Source organism: Paenibacillus alba (assembly GCF_013204855.1).
GTDB classification, from domain to species: domain Bacteria; phylum Bacillota; class Bacilli; order Paenibacillales; family NBRC-103111; genus Paenibacillus_E; species Paenibacillus_E alba.
The window spans coordinates 68168-86286 of the sequence record NZ_JABMKZ010000032.1 but is presented as its reverse complement, the minus strand read 5'-3'; the positions used below and the strand labels follow the sequence as shown (position 1 = coordinate 86286).

15 protein-coding genes and 1 riboswitch are annotated in these 18119 nt (G+C 47.8%); of the genes, 8 read left to right on the top strand and 7 right to left on the bottom strand.

Annotation, left to right across the window (positions count from 1 at the left end):
• The gene (locus HQN90_RS28880; RefSeq protein WP_173225473.1) at nt 1-732 is read right to left on the bottom strand and encodes a DUF3105 domain-containing protein; all 732 of its coding nucleotides are present in this window, start codon (nt 730-732) and stop codon (nt 1-3) included.
• A 192-nt stretch (nt 733-924) separates the two neighbouring features.
• Nucleotides 925-1034, top strand: a riboswitch (TPP riboswitch).
• A gap of 102 nt (nt 1035-1136) precedes the next feature.
• On the opposite strand from HQN90_RS28880, the gene HQN90_RS28875 reads away from it, so the two are divergent.
• From HQN90_RS28875 to HQN90_RS28865, 3 genes are read left to right on the top strand one after another with little or no spacing between them, the layout of a single operon-like run.
• Nucleotides 1137-1733 (top strand): ECF transporter S component, encoded by a 597-nt coding sequence (locus tag HQN90_RS28875; protein ID WP_173225470.1) that lies wholly within the window; start codon nt 1137-1139, stop codon nt 1731-1733.
• Between the two features lie 5 nt (nt 1734-1738).
• The gene (locus tag HQN90_RS28870) at nt 1739-3220 is read left to right on the top strand and encodes an ABC transporter ATP-binding protein (protein WP_173225467.1); all 1482 of its coding nucleotides are present in this window, start codon (nt 1739-1741) and stop codon (nt 3218-3220) included.
• Complete coding sequence (locus tag HQN90_RS28865; protein WP_173225464.1) at nt 3211-4008, top strand: energy-coupling factor transporter transmembrane component T family protein; 798 nt, start codon at nt 3211-3213, stop codon at nt 4006-4008. Before HQN90_RS28870 ends, HQN90_RS28865 begins: the two co-directional genes overlap by 10 nt.
• A 10-nt stretch (nt 4009-4018) precedes the next feature.
• On the opposite strand, the gene HQN90_RS28860 is transcribed toward HQN90_RS28865, so the two are convergent.
• Entirely contained in the window at nt 4019-4432 is a 414-nt protein-coding gene (locus tag HQN90_RS28860) for a YuzC family spore coat inner layer protein (RefSeq protein ID WP_173225461.1), read from the bottom strand.
• 152 nt (nt 4433-4584) lie between these two features.
• On the bottom strand, nt 4585-6222 hold the full coding sequence (locus tag HQN90_RS28855; RefSeq protein WP_173225458.1) for an S-layer homology domain-containing protein: 1638 nt from the start codon (nt 6220-6222) through the stop codon (nt 4585-4587).
• A 1240-nt stretch (nt 6223-7462) separates the two neighbouring features.
• On the opposite strand from HQN90_RS28855, the gene HQN90_RS28850 reads away from it, so the two are divergent.
• The 4 genes from HQN90_RS28850 (at nt 7463) to HQN90_RS28835 (ending at nt 10939) form a co-directional block, all read left to right on the top strand.
• Nucleotides 7463-8170 (top strand): FadR/GntR family transcriptional regulator, encoded by a 708-nt coding sequence (locus tag HQN90_RS28850; RefSeq protein ID WP_173225455.1) that lies wholly within the window; start codon nt 7463-7465, stop codon nt 8168-8170.
• Between the two features lie 58 nt (nt 8171-8228).
• Nucleotides 8229-9461, top strand: a complete 1233-nt coding sequence (locus HQN90_RS28845; RefSeq protein WP_173225452.1) for an MFS transporter — start codon at nt 8229-8231, stop codon at nt 9459-9461.
• A 38-nt stretch (nt 9462-9499) separates the two neighbouring features.
• Nucleotides 9500-10273, top strand: a complete 774-nt coding sequence (locus HQN90_RS28840) for an ABC transporter ATP-binding protein (RefSeq protein WP_216855494.1) — start codon at nt 9500-9502, stop codon at nt 10271-10273.
• A gap of 90 nt (nt 10274-10363) precedes the next feature.
• Nucleotides 10364-10939 (top strand): nitroreductase family protein, encoded by a 576-nt coding sequence (locus HQN90_RS28835; RefSeq protein ID WP_173225445.1) that lies wholly within the window; start codon nt 10364-10366, stop codon nt 10937-10939.
• A 565-nt stretch (nt 10940-11504) separates the two neighbouring features.
• Here the strand turns inward: HQN90_RS28835 and HQN90_RS28830 are convergent.
• From HQN90_RS28830 to HQN90_RS28820, 3 genes are all read right to left on the bottom strand, one after another.
• Nucleotides 11505-12416 carry a pseudouridine-5'-phosphate glycosidase gene (locus HQN90_RS28830; RefSeq protein WP_173225442.1) on the bottom strand — a complete coding sequence of 304 codons (912 nt, stop codon included), beginning with the start codon at nt 12414-12416 and terminating at the stop codon, nt 11505-11507.
• A 7-nt stretch (nt 12417-12423) separates the two neighbouring features.
• Complete coding sequence (locus HQN90_RS28825; protein ID WP_173225439.1) at nt 12424-13524, bottom strand: carbohydrate kinase; 1101 nt, start codon at nt 13522-13524, stop codon at nt 12424-12426.
• A gap of 156 nt (nt 13525-13680) precedes the next feature.
• A complete protein-coding gene (locus tag HQN90_RS28820; protein WP_173225436.1) occupies nt 13681-14079 on the bottom strand; it encodes a hypothetical protein in 399 nt (132 codons plus the stop codon).
• A 178-nt stretch (nt 14080-14257) separates the two neighbouring features.
• Between HQN90_RS28820 and HQN90_RS28815 the strand changes: the two genes are divergently transcribed.
• Nucleotides 14258-15289, top strand: a complete 1032-nt coding sequence (locus HQN90_RS28815) for an acyltransferase domain-containing protein (protein ID WP_173225433.1) — start codon at nt 14258-14260, stop codon at nt 15287-15289.
• Nucleotides 15290-15416: 127 nt separating this feature from the next.
• Here the strand turns inward: HQN90_RS28815 and HQN90_RS28810 are convergent, their stop codons facing one another.
• Nucleotides 15417-18008 (bottom strand): Ig-like domain-containing protein, encoded by a 2592-nt coding sequence (locus HQN90_RS28810; RefSeq protein WP_338042400.1) that lies wholly within the window; start codon nt 18006-18008, stop codon nt 15417-15419.
• Nucleotides 18009-18119: the final 111 nt, after the last annotated feature.

Here is an 18119-nt window from a genome sequence, read left to right as displayed (position 1 = left end):
TTACATCGTACCGCCGCCGCGGCGCACTTCGGAAGGGATTTGTTCAGGCCCTTTATCGATGTTCTGATAGATGAATGTGCCGACACTTGCTTCATCATATTTGACGAGCTGCATCGTTTTGGTCCAGGCCGTTACGACAACTTCCTTGTCGCTGGGCACATCGGGGTTAGGGACAGCCAGAATGCCTGCACCGGCCTTTTTAAAATGGGTCAAATACGTCAATTGATCAAGCAATTCCTTCGGCGCATCCGGATGGTAATGAATAATAATATCGCCATGCTCCAAATTATGCACCAGCTTGGCATAAGGCGGTCTTTCCGTATAGAAACCGAATTTCAAATCATGCGGGCTGTGTGTGCCAGAGGTCGGGATTTTCATCTCATAAGTCAACATCCCCTCGTCATGGCCGCGTCCGTAATCCTTATCTGTTGTGACCTGAATAGGAGCGTTATAATTTAATTTCTCAACACTATATTTGCCGGAGCTGCGCTGAATAAGTGAGGTTCCTATAAAGCAAATAGCAATAATAACCAGCATGTGCGAGACGAACAGCAAGGTTTTCCGCTTTTTGTTTTGGGCTTGTTTTTCGGCTTTTTTCAGTCGACTCGTATTCGCTTTGTGCGCTTTGGCAGAGAGGACGTACCCGATAATAGCAACAACAAAAAGGGCTAGGCCTATGTAAAGCAAAATAGCAATAAAATTAGTTCCCTGTGACATTGTGGAATGGTCCATAGATCTCATCAAACTCCTTTGAAAATAAATTTGCATCAGTACACTACGTATTGTAGTTTTACGAGGGGCCAGAAGTCAAATTTTAAACTAAAATAGGGCAGAGGTCATGGAGCAAGCTGAGCTTCTGAGCGAAAAATAATTTTCCGAAAAAGATTGCCAAATATCGGTTAATCAGCTACAGTTAAGCCAAATGAATAGCAACACGGGTGCTTGATGAAGTCAGGCTGAGATAGTGGCCCTATGCCACTGACCGTTAATCTGATCTGGATAATGCCAGCGTAGAGAATGAAGTGCCTTTTTGTCTAGCACTAAGTTTATGCCTGCCGGTATTCGGTGGGCTTTTTTTACGTGTTCGCCTATCTCATTTTACAAAAACGTATCCACGAAAAGGAGTCGAAAATCAGATGGCGCAAAAAGAAACAGCAACACAAGGGTTAAAGTTGACCGATATTTTGATCACGATCGTGATTGCAGCGGTGTTTGGGGTGATTTATCGCATATGGGGGCCGATGTACGATATTTTGAAACCGATAGGCTTGCATGCGGAGCAGTTAAGCTACGGGATGTGGTTTATGGCGGCAACGTTTGCTTTTCTAATTATTCGTAAACCGGGAGTTGCCTTGTTGGCTGAGGTGGCCGCGGCGACTATCGAGGCACTGTTTGGCGGTTCATGGGGCGTCTCCACGCTTGTCTATGGCATTCTGCAAGGGCTTGGCGCTGAAATCATTTTTGCTCTTTTTCTTTATCGCCGGGTGAATGTAGGTGTTACGATTTTGGCGGCATTCGCATCTGCTGCACTATCCTTGCTGGTTGACCAATATTACGGTTATATTGACCAGCTTACCTTCTGGAATTACTGCTTATTTATCGGACTTCGCCTCTTGGGCAGTGCGTTGATTGCCGGCGTGTTCGCGTACTATTTGGCGGGTGCGCTGTCTCGCACAGGCGTGCTTAGCCTCGTTCGTCCAGCTTCCAAGAAAGATTACGACGTATTGGGGTAAATGAGATGAGTGAAGGAATAGGCGTGACCAATCTAAGGTTAAAATATCCCGGAGAAGCCGCCCCCCTGTTATTTCAGGGGGTTTCCTTTTCTATTCAGCCAGGGGAAAAGGTGCTGCTTTTGGGACCAAGCGGCTCAGGCAAATCTACCTTGCTGCAAGTACTGAGCGGCATCGTTCCGGATATTATCGAAATACCGATGAAAGCAGATGAAATCCGCACACCACTCCGGTGGGGCTATGTGTTTCAAGATCCCGATACCCAGTTCTGTATGCCGTATGTTGATGAGGAAATTGCCTTTGTGCTGGAAAATTTGCAAGTGCCGAGGGAACAGATGCCTGCTCGCATTGCACATTATTTGAGCCAAGTAGGGCTTGAGCTTGATCATGCTCACATTCTGATTGGACAGCTGTCACAAGGCATGAAACAGCGGTTAGCCATAGCAAGCGTGCTTGCCTTGGAGCCGGAGGTGCTGTTTCTGGATGAGCCAACGGCATTGCTGGATGAAGAAGGCACACGGCAGGTGTGGGACACGATTCGTGAGATTAGTGCGGAGAAAACACTTGTTATCGTTGAACACAAAATTAGCGGTATTCTTGATCTCATTGATCGTCTCATCGTAATGTCTCCCGAAGGGGAACTGCTCGCCGATGGCCCTCCGCAAGAGGTGTTTCAGACGTACAGGCAACAAATTGCGGAATACGGCATTTGGTATCCGGGTGTTTGGGATGATTATGAGCAAATGAATGCGGGAGCAGGCAGGGAGATGAGTACGGATAAGCGGCCGCCGATCATGACCTTTCGCGACTTTAGGGGGCTTTGCGGCGGACAAATCAAGACCGCTGTGGATAACTTGAACGTATATCCGGGAGACTGGATCACCGTCGTCGGGGCTAACGGTGCAGGCAAAAGCTCGCTGCTGCTGGCCATCATGCGCCTCATCAAGACTGGAGGCGACTGCTGGATTGACGGCGCTAAGGGCTATAGAATCGAGCAGCTCGCTGAGCAGGTAGGCTTCGTCTTCCAAAACCCCGAATTCCAATTCGTGACGAATTCGGTGGAAGAAGAACTGGCTTACTCCTTGCCAGAGGCGGAGGGTCGTGAAGCGCAATTAGCAGCCACCGAGCGGCTGCTGCGGGAGTACGACCTGCTCGCGCTGCGCGAGAGGCATCCGTTCCAGCTGTCGATGGGCCAGAAGCGCAGGCTTAGCGTGGCGACCGCGATGGTTCGCGGCCCGCGCATCCTGCTGCTGGATGAGCCCACCTTCGGGCTCGATGCGCGCGGTACGCTGCGCATGCTGCAGCAGCTGGAGCGGCTGCGGGCGAGCGGAACGGTGATCGTGATGGTCACCCACGATCCACAGATCGTTCAACGCTGGGCTACGCGCGTTTGGCAGGTTGAGGCAGGCCGCGTCACGGAAAGGGCGGCAGCGGAGCTGCCAGCCTCTCCAGTTCACGCCTGGGAAGGAGCACCGCAGCTATGCAAATAAGCTTCGTGTTTCGTGAAACCTGGCTTCACCGGGTGAATCCCGGTGTGAAGCTTGTCCTGTCCATCCTGATGTTTATCGTTGTTGTGTTCACACACAATCTGAACACCATGATGTATTTGACCTTGGGCGCCCTCCTGCCACTCGCGTTTCTCTCTGGTCATGGGGCTAAGCGGTTGTTTCTGTATACATCACCGTTTTTGCTTATTTTCATATCCTCTGCGACAGGGATGATGATGTTCGGAAACGGAGAAACGCTGTGGTTCGAGTGGGGGTTCATCCACATCACCGAAGAGAGCTTTTACCGCGGCATTCATCTTGGATTTCGCGGACTGCAGGTTGCTGCGGTTGGGCTGCTGTTCAGCTTAACGACGCGTCCTGTGGCGTTGTTTTACGCGATGATGCAGCAATGGAAGGTGGCGCCCAAATATGCTTACAGCTTCCTCGCAGCGATGCGCATGCTGCCCTTGATGCTGGAGGAGTTTCAAACCCTCCATTATGCGCTTAAGGTGAGAGGCAAGAGAAAGAAGCCAAACCTGCTTACGGGCTGGTACACAACGCTGCGCATGTATGCTATCCCTTTGCTTGCTCAAAGCATTCGCCGCGCGCACCGGACAGCTGTGGCCATGGAAGCGAAGCGTTTCTCCACAGGGGCCAAACGCACTTATTATTATCTGGCATCCTATTCAATCTTGGATATCTATTATATCGTTTATTGGGCTGTACTCGTCGTTCTGGCTCATTGGTTGGGGACGTCATGGCCGGTTGTGGATGCTGTTGACGTCCGATAACGACTTACCTTCATCGGCCCCATTTCATGGAAAGGGTCACTTCACAACACGATTTCCCATTCGTTCGCGGATCAATCGTGAAATGAACAGCACTTGGCGTAAAGCTGGTGATGACGGCCGATTCACAGCCGAAAGTATGAACGATGCGGTCGACTTCCTTTTGATCACCGGTCTGAGCATGGGTCATCAATTGCTGTGCGATAGCAGGTTCGGAGAGCTTGGCGGTGATGAGCGCGGCATCTTTTAATAAGACTTGTGAAGATGACACAGAATGGTGAAGAATCTTCATATCTATAGGCGGATAATCCCGATTCCATAGCGAAGAGGGGGCTGTAGCAGCCGCATAGTAGGCAGGATGTATAACATATAAGCGATAAAGTGGCAGAGCATAGGGAAAATAGGCAGGGTGGTTGTATATCGGCATCGAGGCGCCCCTTTTCTTGATTTTCATGAGCACTAGCAATATATGTCGCATAGGCGCGATTGTGCATGGCTTACTGAGCCGCTGGTCAACAACAAAAAGCACCGCAAACCACAGGAATGTGGTTGCGGTGCTTTTATGATTTTGCTTAAAGATTAAGGAGTAATCGTTACAAAGCTTGTTGCTGTTTGCCCAGAAGATGTAACTGCTGTTAATTCGAATGAGGTTACATTACCAGTTACCACTACTTTACCGGTAGGGTCAACGGATACGGAACCAACATCTCCTTTGGCAGCATCCCCTTTAATTTTATTGGTGATGAAAGCTGTCCCAAGGGCAAAATTGTAATTAGCAACTTCAGCACCTTCATAAGTTTGGTCATAATTATCAGTGATAGTTAAATCCATTTTGCTGAAAGCATCGAAGCTTGTGCTGGTCGCGCCATTCATGCTTTGTTCAATTGTCGTATTGTCTGCTTTAATTTTTTTGGCTGCAACGGAGTCACTTTTCACTGTTACAGTGACGTGGAGCTGTTTAGCATTGCCGCTTCCAACTTGAACCATGACGCTAATATCAGCTGTGCCTGCTTTGTTTCCAAGAATATACCCGCGATGCGTTGCAGAGTCTAGTCCTACTTTAACAACACTAGGGTCAGAGGAGAAAATGGATTGTATAATTCCTGGAACGGCAACTTCCTCGCCGCCGGATGTTACTTTAATTTTAACTTCTTTAGCCAGTTTACTTTTGGTTGGATCTTGAGCGGTTGCTTTATCGATAAAACCATCCGTGCCTGTTGCAGTTTCTGTCAGTCCGCTATCCAAAACATCTGCTAATGTGTAGCTGCCAACAACGGATACGTTCCCGGAATTTCCAGTATTTCCAGTATTTCCAGAATCGCTCGGAGCAGCAGCTACGCTAAAGCTGGCAGTGCCTGTTTGAATCGCAGAAGCATCAAGCCCGCCAAGCGTAACCGTATAGTCACCCGCGGCAAGTGCAACATCAGTTGCCAGTGTTACAGCCTGAGCGTCAGTGGACCATGTTGCCTTTGTAGGCACAACGGTTGAACCATTTTTCAAGACGAGTGTTGCTTTCGAAGTATCTACATTTCGGTTAAAAGTAACTTGTACGCTTTTCGTATCGGAACCTGCTGCAGCTTTGGTAATAGAAACAAGCGTTAGCTTGTCAAAAGCCTGCTGAGCGGTATAAGAGCTCTGAACAAGATCAGCGCGGATAGCCAATTGGTCGCCGGCTTTGCCTGTTGGGTGTATGCCCAGATCAGTAGCTTGCTTAACGGCATCGGCATACCAAGGTGAACCTGTTGTGCTGACTTTTTTACCTAAGCCTTTGAGCAGCAAAGTATCTAATTGACCTGCTGTTACGGGGTCGCCTGGTACGAATGTTGTATCCGTTACACCGTCGATAAGGCCGGCTTTTTTCGCTGCTTCAATATAAGGAATCGCCCAACCGTTTGCTGCATCCTCTGCATGAACGTCGGAGAAGCTGGATACCTTAACGGAAGGATCAACTTTCACATCATAAATAAGCGTTGCTACTTTTGCGAATTGAGCACGTGTCATATTTTGATTAATGCCGAAAGAGTTGTCCGAAACGCCTTCGAAAATACCTTGTGCCAGCATAGCGTCAATCTTGGCTTTCAATGCGGCATCCGTAGTGGACAGATCCGTGAAGTCAGCGCTTGTTTTCGTCGCGGCAGAAGCTGGATGCGAAAGGGTGGCTGATGCGAACAACGAGAATGCCATTGCTGCAGTCGCGATCATCGTAAGTTTTTTCATAGTACCTCCTAGGATTAAATGAATTTGAAATAATTGGACTCTAGCAAGCTATCGAGTGTGTGCTTTTGTTGCTATAACTATACCTTGCACGATAGAGTACGTCATTGTCAAATTCTTGGCAATCTACGTGCGAGAGTGCTAAGCGTGAAAATAGTGCAAATGAGAATGATAATTAAACTCATTTACTAACTTTAAGTAAATCACTTTACAAATGTAAGTGAAAAAGATATAATGATTTCAGCATCATAAACGAGCGAAGGAGGCTGAGATCATGGGTAAATGCGCATGCGGAAACACACAAAGCGTTGAAGGTAACTGCGACGGTTCACACGCTAAAAAAGACAAATAAGTCTCGTACATAATAAATGAACTCCTAAGAATGGCTACATTCGGTGGAGTTCTTTTTGTTGTTAAGAAGGAACGTATACGGTGTGGATTCTAGGGCAGTTAGTTAGTGAGTTGGTGCAAGACAAACAGCTCACTTCGAGCCAATTCCAGCTGGTTAAGGCTGATTTTCAGCCTTACAGCAGGCGATTGCAGTAATCCTCCATCTGAGAGGCCGAAAAACAGCCTTATTGCGAACAAACCAGCTCATTTCGAGCCCACTCCAGCTCGTTAAGGCTGTTTTTCAGCCTTACAGCAGGCGATTGCAGCAATCCTCCATCCGAGAGGCCGAAAAACAGCCTTATTGCGAACAAACTAGCTCATTTCGAGCCAACTCCAGCTCGTTAAGGCTGTTTTTCAGCCTAACAGTAGGCGATTGCAGCAATCCCCCATCTGAGAGGCCGAAAAACAGCCTTATTGCAAACAAACTAGCTCACTTCGAGCCAATTCCAGCTGGTTAAGGCTGATTTTCAGCCTTACAGCAGGCGATTGCAGCAACTCTCCATCTGAGAGGCCGAAAAACAGCCTTATAGCAAACAAATCAGCTCACTCCGAGCCCACTCCGGTTGGTTAAGGCTGTTTTTCAGTCCTACAGGTGAAAGATTGAGATACCCCACCATTTTAAGAGCAGCATAACTGAGCTGCTCTGAGCTGCCTTAACTAAGAACATCTATCCTGATTTGCTCGTCGTTGTGGAGGTCTGTATGGACTAGCAGCAGTTATGGGGATTCTGATATAAGAAAGACTAATTAAACCGAAATTTGTTGGAGCGCTGACTAAACGCAGAATGATAGAAAAAATATGCTGGAAAATTTTTAGATAGCTATGCTATACTACACAAACAGGAGATGATCAGATGAATGCTAAAATGTCATTCCAAACGCTGAATCGACCCAAGCTGGTTGATGATGTTGTGAATCAATTGCAGAAGAAAATTTCAGAAGGCGAAATTAAGCCGGGTGAGAAGATTCCAACGGAGCCTGAACTGATGCAGCAATTCGGAGTGGGCCGTTCAACCATTCGCGAAGCGGTCAGGGTGCTTGTTCATGCGGGGCTGCTTGAAAAGAAGCAAGGTTTTGGCACCTTTTTGACAGCTAACACGGGTATACAGGAGCCTCTTGATCATAGGCTTCGCAGAGCCGAAATTCTGGAGGTCTATGAGGTTAGGAAAATGCTTGAGCTGGAAATTTCCCGACTAGCTGCTCAGCGCCGTAATGATCTCGATCTTGAGCAGATGCGCAGTGCTTTGGATCAGAGACAAGAGTCTTTGGAGAAGGGCGATATGAGTAACTATTTGGTTTCAGATATGAAGTTCCATCTCTCCATCGCTATCGCTAGCAAAAACAGCGTTGCTATCGACCTGTATCGGTCTTTTTCAACTGTATTCCTTGAAGCTTCTCATAAATTGGTGAGCGTTCAGGATGTGCATGATCCCCACAATCTTCAGCACGAAAGCATGTATCAAGCCATTAAAGACAAAGATGTAGCGGGTGCGGCGTACTGGACCCAGCAAAATCTGGATGACACCGTAACACAGCTTAAAAAGTATCTTAACCAGGAGTAGCTTCATTCTCCTCTCGTTTTAAACGTCAGATGATATGATGAAAGGGGTTCGAGATCAAATGTCGAATTCAAGTATTGCACGCAATCAAACCGTTTTTGCAATTTTATTTTCAATCAGTTTGGTTCATTTATTAAATGATGCCATTCAATCCGCTATTCCTGCTGTTTTTCCGATTCTCCATTCTTCTCTACAGCTTAGTTTTACCCAAATTGGGTGGATTGCTTTCACCCTCAACATCACGGCTTCCATGTTTCAGCCCTTGATTGGTTTATATACAGATTCGAAGCCGAAGCCATTTCTGCTGCCCGCTGGGGTATTTTTCTCACTCATTGGCGTGATTGTTCTGGCTGTTGCGTCTTCGTTCATGCAAGTCATCGTTGCGGTCATTCTGGTCGGTCTGGGATCGTCGGTTCTTCATCCGGAAGCATCGCGTGTGGCTTATTTGGCCGCTGGGCCTCGTAGAGGACTGGCGCAGTCGATCTTCCAAACAGGGGGCAACATTGGGCAGGCTTTGGCTCCCATTTTTACAGCGCTGATTTTTGTGCCATTTGGTCAATTCGGTATCATTTGGTTTTCCATCGTGGCTGCTGTGGGGATTGTTGTACAGATTTTTGTTGCCAAATGGTATCGGAGTGTCGGAAGACGTCCAGCTGTATCAAGCAAAACAGAGGTTGTTCACAAGAAGCTTCCTCGTAAAACCGTGGCCTTCGCGATAACTATTCTGATTATGCTGTTATTTTCGAAGTTTGTTTATATGGCAAGCATGACAGGCTTCTACGCCTTTTATTTGATTGAACATAATCAGCTTTCAGTTGAAAAGGCGCAGCTCTTTATTTTCAGCTTGCTTGCTGCCGGTGCTTTGGGTACGTTCATGGGTGGCCCGCTGGCGGATCGCTTCGGAAGACGGAATATGATTTGGTTCTCGATTCTTGGAACAGCACCGTTTTCGCTGCTTCTGCCGTATGCCAATTTGTTCTGGGCAGGTATTCTATGTGCCTGTATCGGGTTTATTCTGCTGTCAGGTTTCTCCGTCATTATCGTTTATGCGCAAGAACTGCTGCCTGGTAAAGTGGGAACTGTGTCTGGTTTGTTTTTTGGCGTGGCATTTGGTCTTGGAGGGATTGGATCGGCTGTGCTTGGGATGTTGGCGGATTCGACAAGCATCTCATTTGTGATTAAGCTCTGTGCGTTCCTACCATTGATTGGTCTGCTGGCAGCTTTCCTTCCAACGGACAAGAAATTGCATTTACAGGATGCTGAGCTGCTGCAGCAAACGGCAGTCAAAGCCTAATTCAGAAGGAGCGAACCTAGGTGAGCGCGATTATCGAAATGAACAAGGTTTCTTGGTTTCGGGAAAATAAAACGATATTAAACCAAGTAGACTGGCAAGTTAAGCAAGGTGATCATTGGGCTGTCCTGGGTTTGAACGGCTCAGGCAAAACGACGCTGCTCAATATGATTAATGGCTACATTTGGCCAAGCGAAGGCGATATGTCTGTGCTGGGACATTCATTTGGCTCTGTTGATTTAAGAGATTTACGAAAATCCATCGGCTGGGTGAGCTCGTCTTTGCAAGAGAAACTGTATGCTTCTGATAAAACACAGCATGTTGTGATTAGCGGCAAGCATGCCTCGATTGGGCTTTATGAGAAGCCAAGTGAAGAAGATTTCGCACGAGCTGTTCAGCTCATGCAGCGCCTTTCCTGTTATCATTTATACGATCGCACGTATCAATCCTGCTCCCAAGGCGAGAAGCAAAAGCTGCTTATAGCCCGTGCGTTAATGGCATCGCCGAAGCTGCTGATTTTGGATGAAGCGACGAATGGTCTCGACTTTCTTTCGCGGGAAGCGCTACTGACCAGTGTCAATGAGTTAGCACAGGGGCCTGATGCGCCTACCTTATTGTTTGTGACCCATCACATTGAGGAAATCCTTCCGGTCTTTAATCAATCGCTGTTGATTCGCCGAGGCGAGGTATTTGCCAAAGGGAACTCGCGTGATGTGCTGTCCAGCGCTCGATTGTCGTCCTTCTTCGAGACGCCGGTCGAAGTGAACTGGCAGAGTGAACGTCCTTGGCTTTCAATTCCATCGAAGCAGGAATAGCGTAGAGCAAGCTTCTCTTAATTCGGGTTTGCGCACGAAGCAGCAGACGTGTAACAATAGAGAAAGAAAACGCTGCAGGGAGTGGGAATCATGGATGTTAAGGAAGCAATACGTCATCGTCGCAGTATCGGTAAGGTCAAACCAGATCCTATCGATAAGTCGTTAATCGAAGAAATACTGGAAGCAGGCACTTGGGCGCCTAACCATTGTCAAACAGAGCCTTGGCGATTCTGGGTGATGACGGGGGAAGGCAGAGGTCTTTTAGGTCGTGGCTATGCCGCGGTAGCTTTGTCGGAAGCGAATCCTGACCTGTCTGAGGATGAACTTGCGAAGCTTGCGGGTGCTCAGGAGAGGAAAGCTTTTCGCGCTCCTGTCGTTATTGCGGTTGCGGTAACCCCTTCGGCAACTTCTATCGTACCAGAGATTGAGGAGTTCGCAGCCGCGCATTCGGCGGTGCAGAATATGCTGCTTACCGCTCATGCACTGGGGCTTGGCACGATTTGGCGCTCAGGCGCACCGACGTACCATGCCAAGATGCGGGAGACCTTCGGACTCTCCGGCAAAGAGGAGATGGTCGGCTTCATCTATCTCGGCTACCCAGATATGGAGCCGCAGAACGCCAAGCGCACGCCTTACGCGCAGAAGACGATTTGGGTTAGCGAGTAGCTGCTCGAACATGAGAAAAAAAGGCTGTTTCATAAGCAAAATTCAGATCAGATCAGTTCACCGAAGTGTAAAAGCCTGCGAAAATACAGGAATTCCCGGGTGAATTTGGTTAAAAAGTGGAAATGCCTGCAATTGTGCAGGCATTTTTATCTTTTTCAGCCGCTCATCCAGAAAAAGCCTCAAAAACCTGCACAAACGCAGGAATTTAATAGTTGAGGCTTTTTCATGAGCAAAAAAGATGCATAATTGCAGGTTTAGAAGGCAACTGGAGCTAGAGTTCAGAGAAAGAGGAGGCTCATCAAGAAATTATCAGTTTCCGTAACAGCTACATAGTTCCGGACAGCTATAGTCATACGCGGAAAGAAGATCACACGCAGAACGGCCAGTTTAATTCAGGTTATACTGTACAAATCCGAGCTGCGTTAATCGAAAAGTAAAAGTGAGTTTGGTATAGGCACGTTTGAGCTTCTCCGAATCCCAATCAAAAAAGCTGTCCCTCAAGTAGGTTTATCTACCTTTGGGACAGCCTCTTTTTTGTTCGCTATGACCACACAAGGGTCATGGCTTATTTCTTCAGCGCAACCGCAATCCTTGCGGCGGTTTGCGCGTTGTGGTAAACGAGCGCGATGTTGGTTTCCAGGCTGCGGCCTTCGGTCAGCTGTTTGATGCGCGCTAGCAGGAAAGGCGTGACCTTTTTCCCGGTCACGTTCTGATCTTTGGCTTCAGCCAGCGCTTGCTGGATGACGCCTTCGATCTCTTGATGGTTCATCGCGGATTCCGCGGGAACCGGGTTGGCGATGATGGCGCCGCCAGCGATGCCGAGCTCCCACTTCGTGCGGAGCATAGCCGCTACTTCGGCTGCTTCATCGAGGCGGAAGTCTACGCCGTAGCCGCTTTCGCGTGCGTAGAAGGACGGGAACTCGCTCGTTTGGTATCCAACCACGGGAACGCCGTGGGTTTCCAAGTACTCGAGCGTACGGCCGATGTCGAGAATCGACTTCACGCCTGCGCAGACAACGGCAACGTTAGTCTGTGCCAGCTCCGTCAAGTCAGCGGAGACGTCCATGGACACTTCGCCTTCACGGTGAACGCCGCCGATACCGCCAGTAGCGAACACTTCGATGCCGGCAAGCGCGGCGCCGATCATAGTAGCGGCTACGGTTGTAGCGCCGATTTTGCCGGAGGATAGGATGTATCCGAAATCGCGGCGGCTGACTTTTTCAACTTGGCCATTCGTTGCAAAAGCTTCGAGTTCCTGCTCGTTCAGACCGATCTTGATTTTGCCGTCCATGATCCCGATTGTCGCTGGAACTGCACCGTTGTCGCGGATGATTTGCTCCACTTTTTTAGCCATTTCAATGTTTTGCGGATAGGGCATACCATGGGAAATAATGGTTGTTTCCAGAGCGACAACCGGTTTATTGTTCGCTAAAGCTTCTTTGACCTCATCAGTAAATGTTAAGTAGGATGTATTCATAGTGGGATTAGTCTCCTTTAGTTAAAGTCATATGGATTTGGGCAAGACGTTCTTCCGTAAGCTCACTCGCGACAGACTGTGCGGTTTGCAGTGTAATGTGTGAAGCTGCAAGCCCAAAGGAACAGGCTTCCATAAAAGTATGTTGATGTGTAATGCCATAAGCAATACCTGCTAAGAAGGCATCACCTGCTCCGGTAACCTCAACAACCTTGGTGGGAATAGGAGGGAAGTGTTTATCGCCATCCTCACCTACATACAGCACACCCTCACCGCCGAGTGTAATGAACACATGTTTCACGCCTCGTTCTCGGATCGCTTCGGCTAACTGCTTGTAGTCCGCATTAGCCTCTCTTGCGATGCCTGCTAACTGATAAGCTTCCTCCAAATTGGGGAATATAGCTGAAACGCCATGCAGCTGCTGTGGCAGCTTTTTGGCTTTCTCCGATGAGACCGGATCGATGAATAAGACAATATTTTCTTCTTGGCAGCGCACTATTAATTCGCGCAAGGTGTCCGCCGGTAAATTGGTATCAGCAATCACCAGCGCAGATGAGGCAATGTGGGACCATTTGTCAATGAGTAGATTGGGCGTGCATTTATCATAAATATCCATGTTAGCAAAAGCCAAAAACATCTCGCCTGAGGCATCGAGCAGAGCGGTATAAGTCCCCGTGCTTTCGCCTTGCAAGGTAACGGCCTGACTAACATCAACGCCGCGTTTCCGCGTTTCGTCCAGCACCCACTGGCCAGCTTTATCATCCCCAACAACAGTTAGAAGTGCTGTCGGACATGCGAGCCCTGCGAGTGATTCTGCGATATTGCGGGCAACACCGCCGCAGGATTCTGTCACAGTGACCGGATTCGAGGAAGCCAGACGAATGGCTTGCTTGCTCACAGCCTTGCTGTCCAGATTGGCTCCGCCAATACACGTGATCGTACGCGGCTCTGAGGTGACATAAGCGCGGCCGCGGATCGTGCCTTTCTTCGTCAACGCCGCAATATAGCCGGCAACAGCGGAACGGGAGATGCCAATGAGTGTGGCCATTTCATGCTGAGAGATGAATGGATTTTGACGAATAAGCGCTAGAATTTGCTGTTCACGATCCATGAAATGGCTCCTTTCAATCAAGTGCTACGTTTATCTTACTCCTTTTCAAAACAAAAGTCTATAGTATAAACATTTGTTTGTTGAACAATTTATGGAATGAAAAAGGAGCCTGTCCCCAGATGGGAATCTTGCTCCTGTTAGCCATCGACCCATACATTAATCGGAATGCGGGGAATCCGAGCGTCTGCTGAGCCCAAGCATACCAAGCAACCCTAGCAGTCCTAAGTAATTCCAACCTGACGAAGCTTTTTCGTTGTTCGAATTCAATGTCTGATCAGGGACATTCAAAGCTTTGAAAGAAGTAGGAGGCGTAAGACCATAGGCCGCGGCGTGATTGCTTAGGCTGTTTTGCGTCTCTTTTCGGGCATCCACACCAGGCATGCCGAACGGATTTGTTTGAAAGAAAGTCGGTGAACCTTGTTTAGCGGTTTCCCAGCTTGCTGTCTGGGCAATCATGTGCTGATTAAGGGAATGTGTCCGATAATGATGAGCCCCAAGCAGGGTGGTTATACACAGAAAAGATATCAAAGCTAGTTTTATATAACGCGGGAACATGATTCATACCTCCAAGCCCTTGTTGAAGTCTGTAAATGCAGGTAACGATATATTCCCCTATGTACAGAATCTTATGTATGGGGTAAAAGCGCCCTTTTCCAAGGTCATATCGACGGGTCTCATCATTTGATGATACGATGTGGACAAAACGACAGTAGAGCTGCAAGGAGAATGAAAGATGAAGAATGAAGTCAATCCTATCCTTCAATTGCCTGATGCGATATGGGAAGCATATGATCTGGCCGTAGATAAGATTAACAATAATGAACAGCTCCGTGAGCATGCTACGCTATGTCATCATCGTCTGCTTCAACTCCTTGAAGGTGACAGTAATTCCGATGAGCTTATCCCACTTCTGTCTTCCGTAGAATCAGAAATGGGCGAGCAAGCAGGGATGTTCGCTGCTGTGATGATCTTTGCCATAATTCCCTTTGTTCAAAAGCAGTATAGGGCTATTGGAATCCCATTCTCCATACTAGTTGATACGTTTACTGACCTTCACGTGTGGATGAATGATTACTACGGCAAGCACGGACGATGGGGGCTTAGCCAGATCGGTTGGATTCTTCATCATGTTCAGTGCCGCCTATTCAAGATAGGCAGGTTGCAATACATCCATAAGCCGCGCTGGGAAATGAAAGTATGGGTTTACCTTCATCATGGAACGGGTCATCTGCAAATAGTAGCTAATGTAAAGGAGCCAACTTCTCACGAAATCGTGGGCAATCCAATCTCTTCGCAAGGAGAGGTCATGCCGCAAATGATCCAGCTTGATCCGCAAGAGTGGAAGCTCGTACTGTTCGAGGATACGCCTGTTCTTGAGGTGCACGTTCAGGAAGGAGGCAAACTGAGCTCGGAGTTGTGCAAGGAATCGATGCACGAGGCTGTTCGCTTTTTTAAAACCTATTTTCCGGACAAAACGTTTGCTGCGTTCGTCTGTTCATCCTGGTTGCTGGGACCTTCCTTGCGTCAAGTTCTCTCTTCGGAATCCAACATTGTTCAATTTCAGAAGCTTTTTACACTTGTGCACGCGGATGTGGATAAGGATGAAATCTTTCAGCGAGTGTTCGGTGAAAAGCCGGTGGATCTGCACTCTGCTCCTCGCACCTCAAGCCTGCAGCGAGCCGTGCTGGATTACGCGATAAGTGGAAAAGATTTTGATCACGGCGTGGGTTTCCTGTATCTTAATGAGACTAAGCCGTCAGTCTAAGTGGTATGTTGGAAAATAGGCGAGTGATAAGACAGCTTCCTCCAGATGAAAAATCTTTCAAGCTGTGAAAACAGAAAAAGAGCTGCCCTCAAGTAGTTTTACCTACTTACTGGGCAGCTCTTTTTATTTATTTCGTAACCGTCACTTGAACCGTAGTTCTCATGTTGGAATAGGTAACCGTAATTCTAGCTGTTCCTTTACCTGTTGCTCGGATGACGCCATCTTTCACGTCCGCGATCATAATGTTGGAGGATGTCCATAGACTTGGCTTGGTTACATCTTCTTCAGTGCCGTCTGTGTAGGTGCCAATTGCTGCAATTGTAGCTGTTTTGCCTTCTTGAAGCTCAACTTTTACAATATCCGTTTTCAAATATTTGAGGGAATCGATTTCTACCGGAATCGCCACCATTTTGCCGCCGAAGGAGCCGGTAATGGTTGTTTTACCTGAGCCTGTTGCTGTGAAAAGTCCATTCGTGACCGTTCCAAGCTTGTATGCGGATACTTTCCAAGTTGCGGTTTCTGTGACATCTTTGATGGTCCCGTCCGTCAATGTCGCTTTGAGCTTCACTTGGACTTGGTCACCGCTTTTGGTAACGATGTAAGTCTTATCTGCAGCTAAGGCCTGGATCACACCGATTTCGACGGGAATGGTCACCGTTTTGCCGCCATATACGGCTGAAATGGTTGCTTTCCCTCGGGATATCGGTGTAACGAGCCCTTTGGAAACTGTTGCGATTGCACTGTTGCTGGTTTTCCACTCGGCTTCATTCGTGACGGTGCGTGAAGCTCCATCCGAATCTACCGCGGTTAATATGATAGATCTTGTTTCATTTAAGTCAAAAACAAGATTGTTGACGTTCGCCGTAAGATCGTTGGCCATGTCGACTTGGACGGATAACGTAACCGTTTTGCTGTCCAGTTGTGCCGACACCGTAGCTTCTCCTGATGCGACAGCTTTCACTTTTCCTGCCTCAACGGTAGCTGCTTTGGCATTGCTGCTTGTCCAGATAACGTCGGAGGTTACATCTTTGGTTGAATCATCTGTATATACGGCAGTTGCTTTCAAAGAAACGGCATCGCCTTTTTTCATGACCAGCTTTTCTGGACTGATGGTCAGACTCTTCAGAACGCCTACCGATACTTGAATCGCCGCGGTACGCGTACCGTATTTCACAGTAATTGTTGCCGCGCCTGTTGCAATACCGGAGATATCCCCGTTGCGTGCTTCTGCGACTTCCTTGGAGCTCGATGTCCACTCTGCTTTGGAGGTGACATCCACTTCCCGGCCGTCTTTGAAAGAGGCCATCAAGACAAGCTGCTCAGAGCCGCCAATTTGCAGATTGACGATTTTCTTGCTTGGCTTGATCATCGTTGGGATGTCCACTTCAACCTTGGTTGTTGTCGTTTTGCCGCCATACGTCGCGGTTACTGTAGCAACACCTGGTTTATAGGCAGTTACTTTACCTTTGGTGACAAAAGCAATCGAATCATCATCTACGGTCCAAGTAACTCCATCGGTAACTGTGGAAGTTGTTCCATCGGCATACGTAGCAGTGAGGCTAAGTGTTTGTTCTTGACCTGTTTGCATGCTTAGAAGGTCTGTGTTAACAACGAGTCGACGAGGAACTTCAACGTCCACGTTCGCTGTAATGACCTTCTCGCCATATTTGGCAGAAATCGTAGCTTCACCAGTAGCAACGGCAGAAACCGTTCCTTTGGTTACTTGCACGATGTTGGCAGCGCTGGAAGTCCACTCCGCACGGTCTGAAATATCTTCCTTTGTGCCATTTGCATAAGTTGCAGTCAACTTAAGCGTACCTGTTGCATTTTTCTTTAATAGGATACTTTGCTTGTCTAATTCGAGTTTGAGCGTACTATCTACATCGACTTTAATTGTTGTTGTTTTTGTGCCGTATTTAGCGGTTAAGCTCGCTGTCCCGACACTGTAGCCTGTAACTGTACCCTTGATCGCATCGGCTACATTCTCTTTGTCCGTTGTCCAAACGGCTTTCTCGGAAACGTCAGCAACCGTACCATCCGGATATGTCGCCATAAGTTTAATTTTCTCTGTGCCATTAAGCAGGAGAGAAATTTCTGATTTCTCGGCATCAATGCGTCGCACAACCTCTACATCAACCGGTAGGGTCAACGATTGGTTCATGTACTTAATGGTTACGATTGCACTGCCGGGATTCTGACCTTTAACTAATCCGTTGGTCACGGTAATGATAGAGCTTGAATCTACGGTATAATCCGCCTTGCTGGTTACATCCTCGGATGTTCCGTCATCGTAATAGGCTGTAATTACGAGTTGCTCGGTGGCATTCAAACGAAGATCCAAAGAGGACTTATTCTTGGTTAAGGATTTGACCTTTTTGCTGACCGTGACATTCACAATTTCGGTTTTACCCATATACGTAGCAGTAATAACTGCTTTGCCTTCTTTCTTAGCGGTCACGACGCCTGCATAGACGGACGCAACATCCGGCGTACCGGAATTCCAATCGGTCTTGACGGTTGCATTTTCTGTAGAGCCGCTTACGAAAATAGCGGTTGCCGTCAGATTTGCGGTATCTCCGACCTGCAGCGAGAGCTCGTTCTTATTCATGACGAGTTTGGAAATTTCTTCAGCAGCCAACGCGATTCCTGATACTAAGGTTTGACTCGCAAGGATGAAAATAATGACCATCGACAACCACTTACTGTGTCTAGACTTCACGCTCTGTTTCCTCCTGTTGTTCCCTTATATATATAAAACGCTAAGAAAATTATGGAACTCTATTATTATCGGCTTTCGGAAGGGGAAAGTGAATAGAAGTCACAATAAATA

Excerpts from the sequence above, each read along its gene's own strand:
- HQN90_RS28880 (WP_173225473.1), bottom strand. The coding sequence starts at position 732 with ATGGACCATTCCACAATGTCACAGGGAACTAATTTTATTGCTATTTTG.
- HQN90_RS28875 (WP_173225470.1), top strand. The coding sequence starts at position 1,137 with ATGGCGCAAAAAGAAACAGCAACACAAGGGTTAAAGTTGACCGATATT.
- HQN90_RS28870 (WP_173225467.1), top strand. The coding sequence starts at position 1,739 with ATGAGTGAAGGAATAGGCGTGACCAATCTAAGGTTAAAATATCCCGGA.
- HQN90_RS28865 (WP_173225464.1), top strand. The coding sequence starts at position 3,211 with ATGCAAATAAGCTTCGTGTTTCGTGAAACCTGGCTTCACCGGGTGAAT.
- HQN90_RS28860 (WP_173225461.1), bottom strand. The coding sequence starts at position 4,432 with ATGCCGATATACAACCACCCTGCCTATTTTCCCTATGCTCTGCCACTT.
- HQN90_RS28855 (WP_173225458.1), bottom strand. The coding sequence starts at position 6,222 with ATGAAAAAACTTACGATGATCGCGACTGCAGCAATGGCATTCTCGTTG.
- HQN90_RS28850 (WP_173225455.1), top strand. The coding sequence starts at position 7,463 with ATGAATGCTAAAATGTCATTCCAAACGCTGAATCGACCCAAGCTGGTT.
- HQN90_RS28845 (WP_173225452.1), top strand. The coding sequence starts at position 8,229 with ATGTCGAATTCAAGTATTGCACGCAATCAAACCGTTTTTGCAATTTTA.
- HQN90_RS28840 (WP_216855494.1), top strand. The coding sequence starts at position 9,500 with ATGAACAAGGTTTCTTGGTTTCGGGAAAATAAAACGATATTAAACCAA.
- HQN90_RS28835 (WP_173225445.1), top strand. The coding sequence starts at position 10,364 with ATGGATGTTAAGGAAGCAATACGTCATCGTCGCAGTATCGGTAAGGTC.
- HQN90_RS28830 (WP_173225442.1), bottom strand. The coding sequence starts at position 12,416 with ATGAATACATCCTACTTAACATTTACTGATGAGGTCAAAGAAGCTTTA.
- HQN90_RS28825 (WP_173225439.1), bottom strand. The coding sequence starts at position 13,524 with ATGGATCGTGAACAGCAAATTCTAGCGCTTATTCGTCAAAATCCATTC.
- HQN90_RS28820 (WP_173225436.1), bottom strand. The coding sequence starts at position 14,079 with ATGTTCCCGCGTTATATAAAACTAGCTTTGATATCTTTTCTGTGTATA.
- HQN90_RS28815 (WP_173225433.1), top strand. The coding sequence starts at position 14,258 with ATGAAGAATGAAGTCAATCCTATCCTTCAATTGCCTGATGCGATATGG.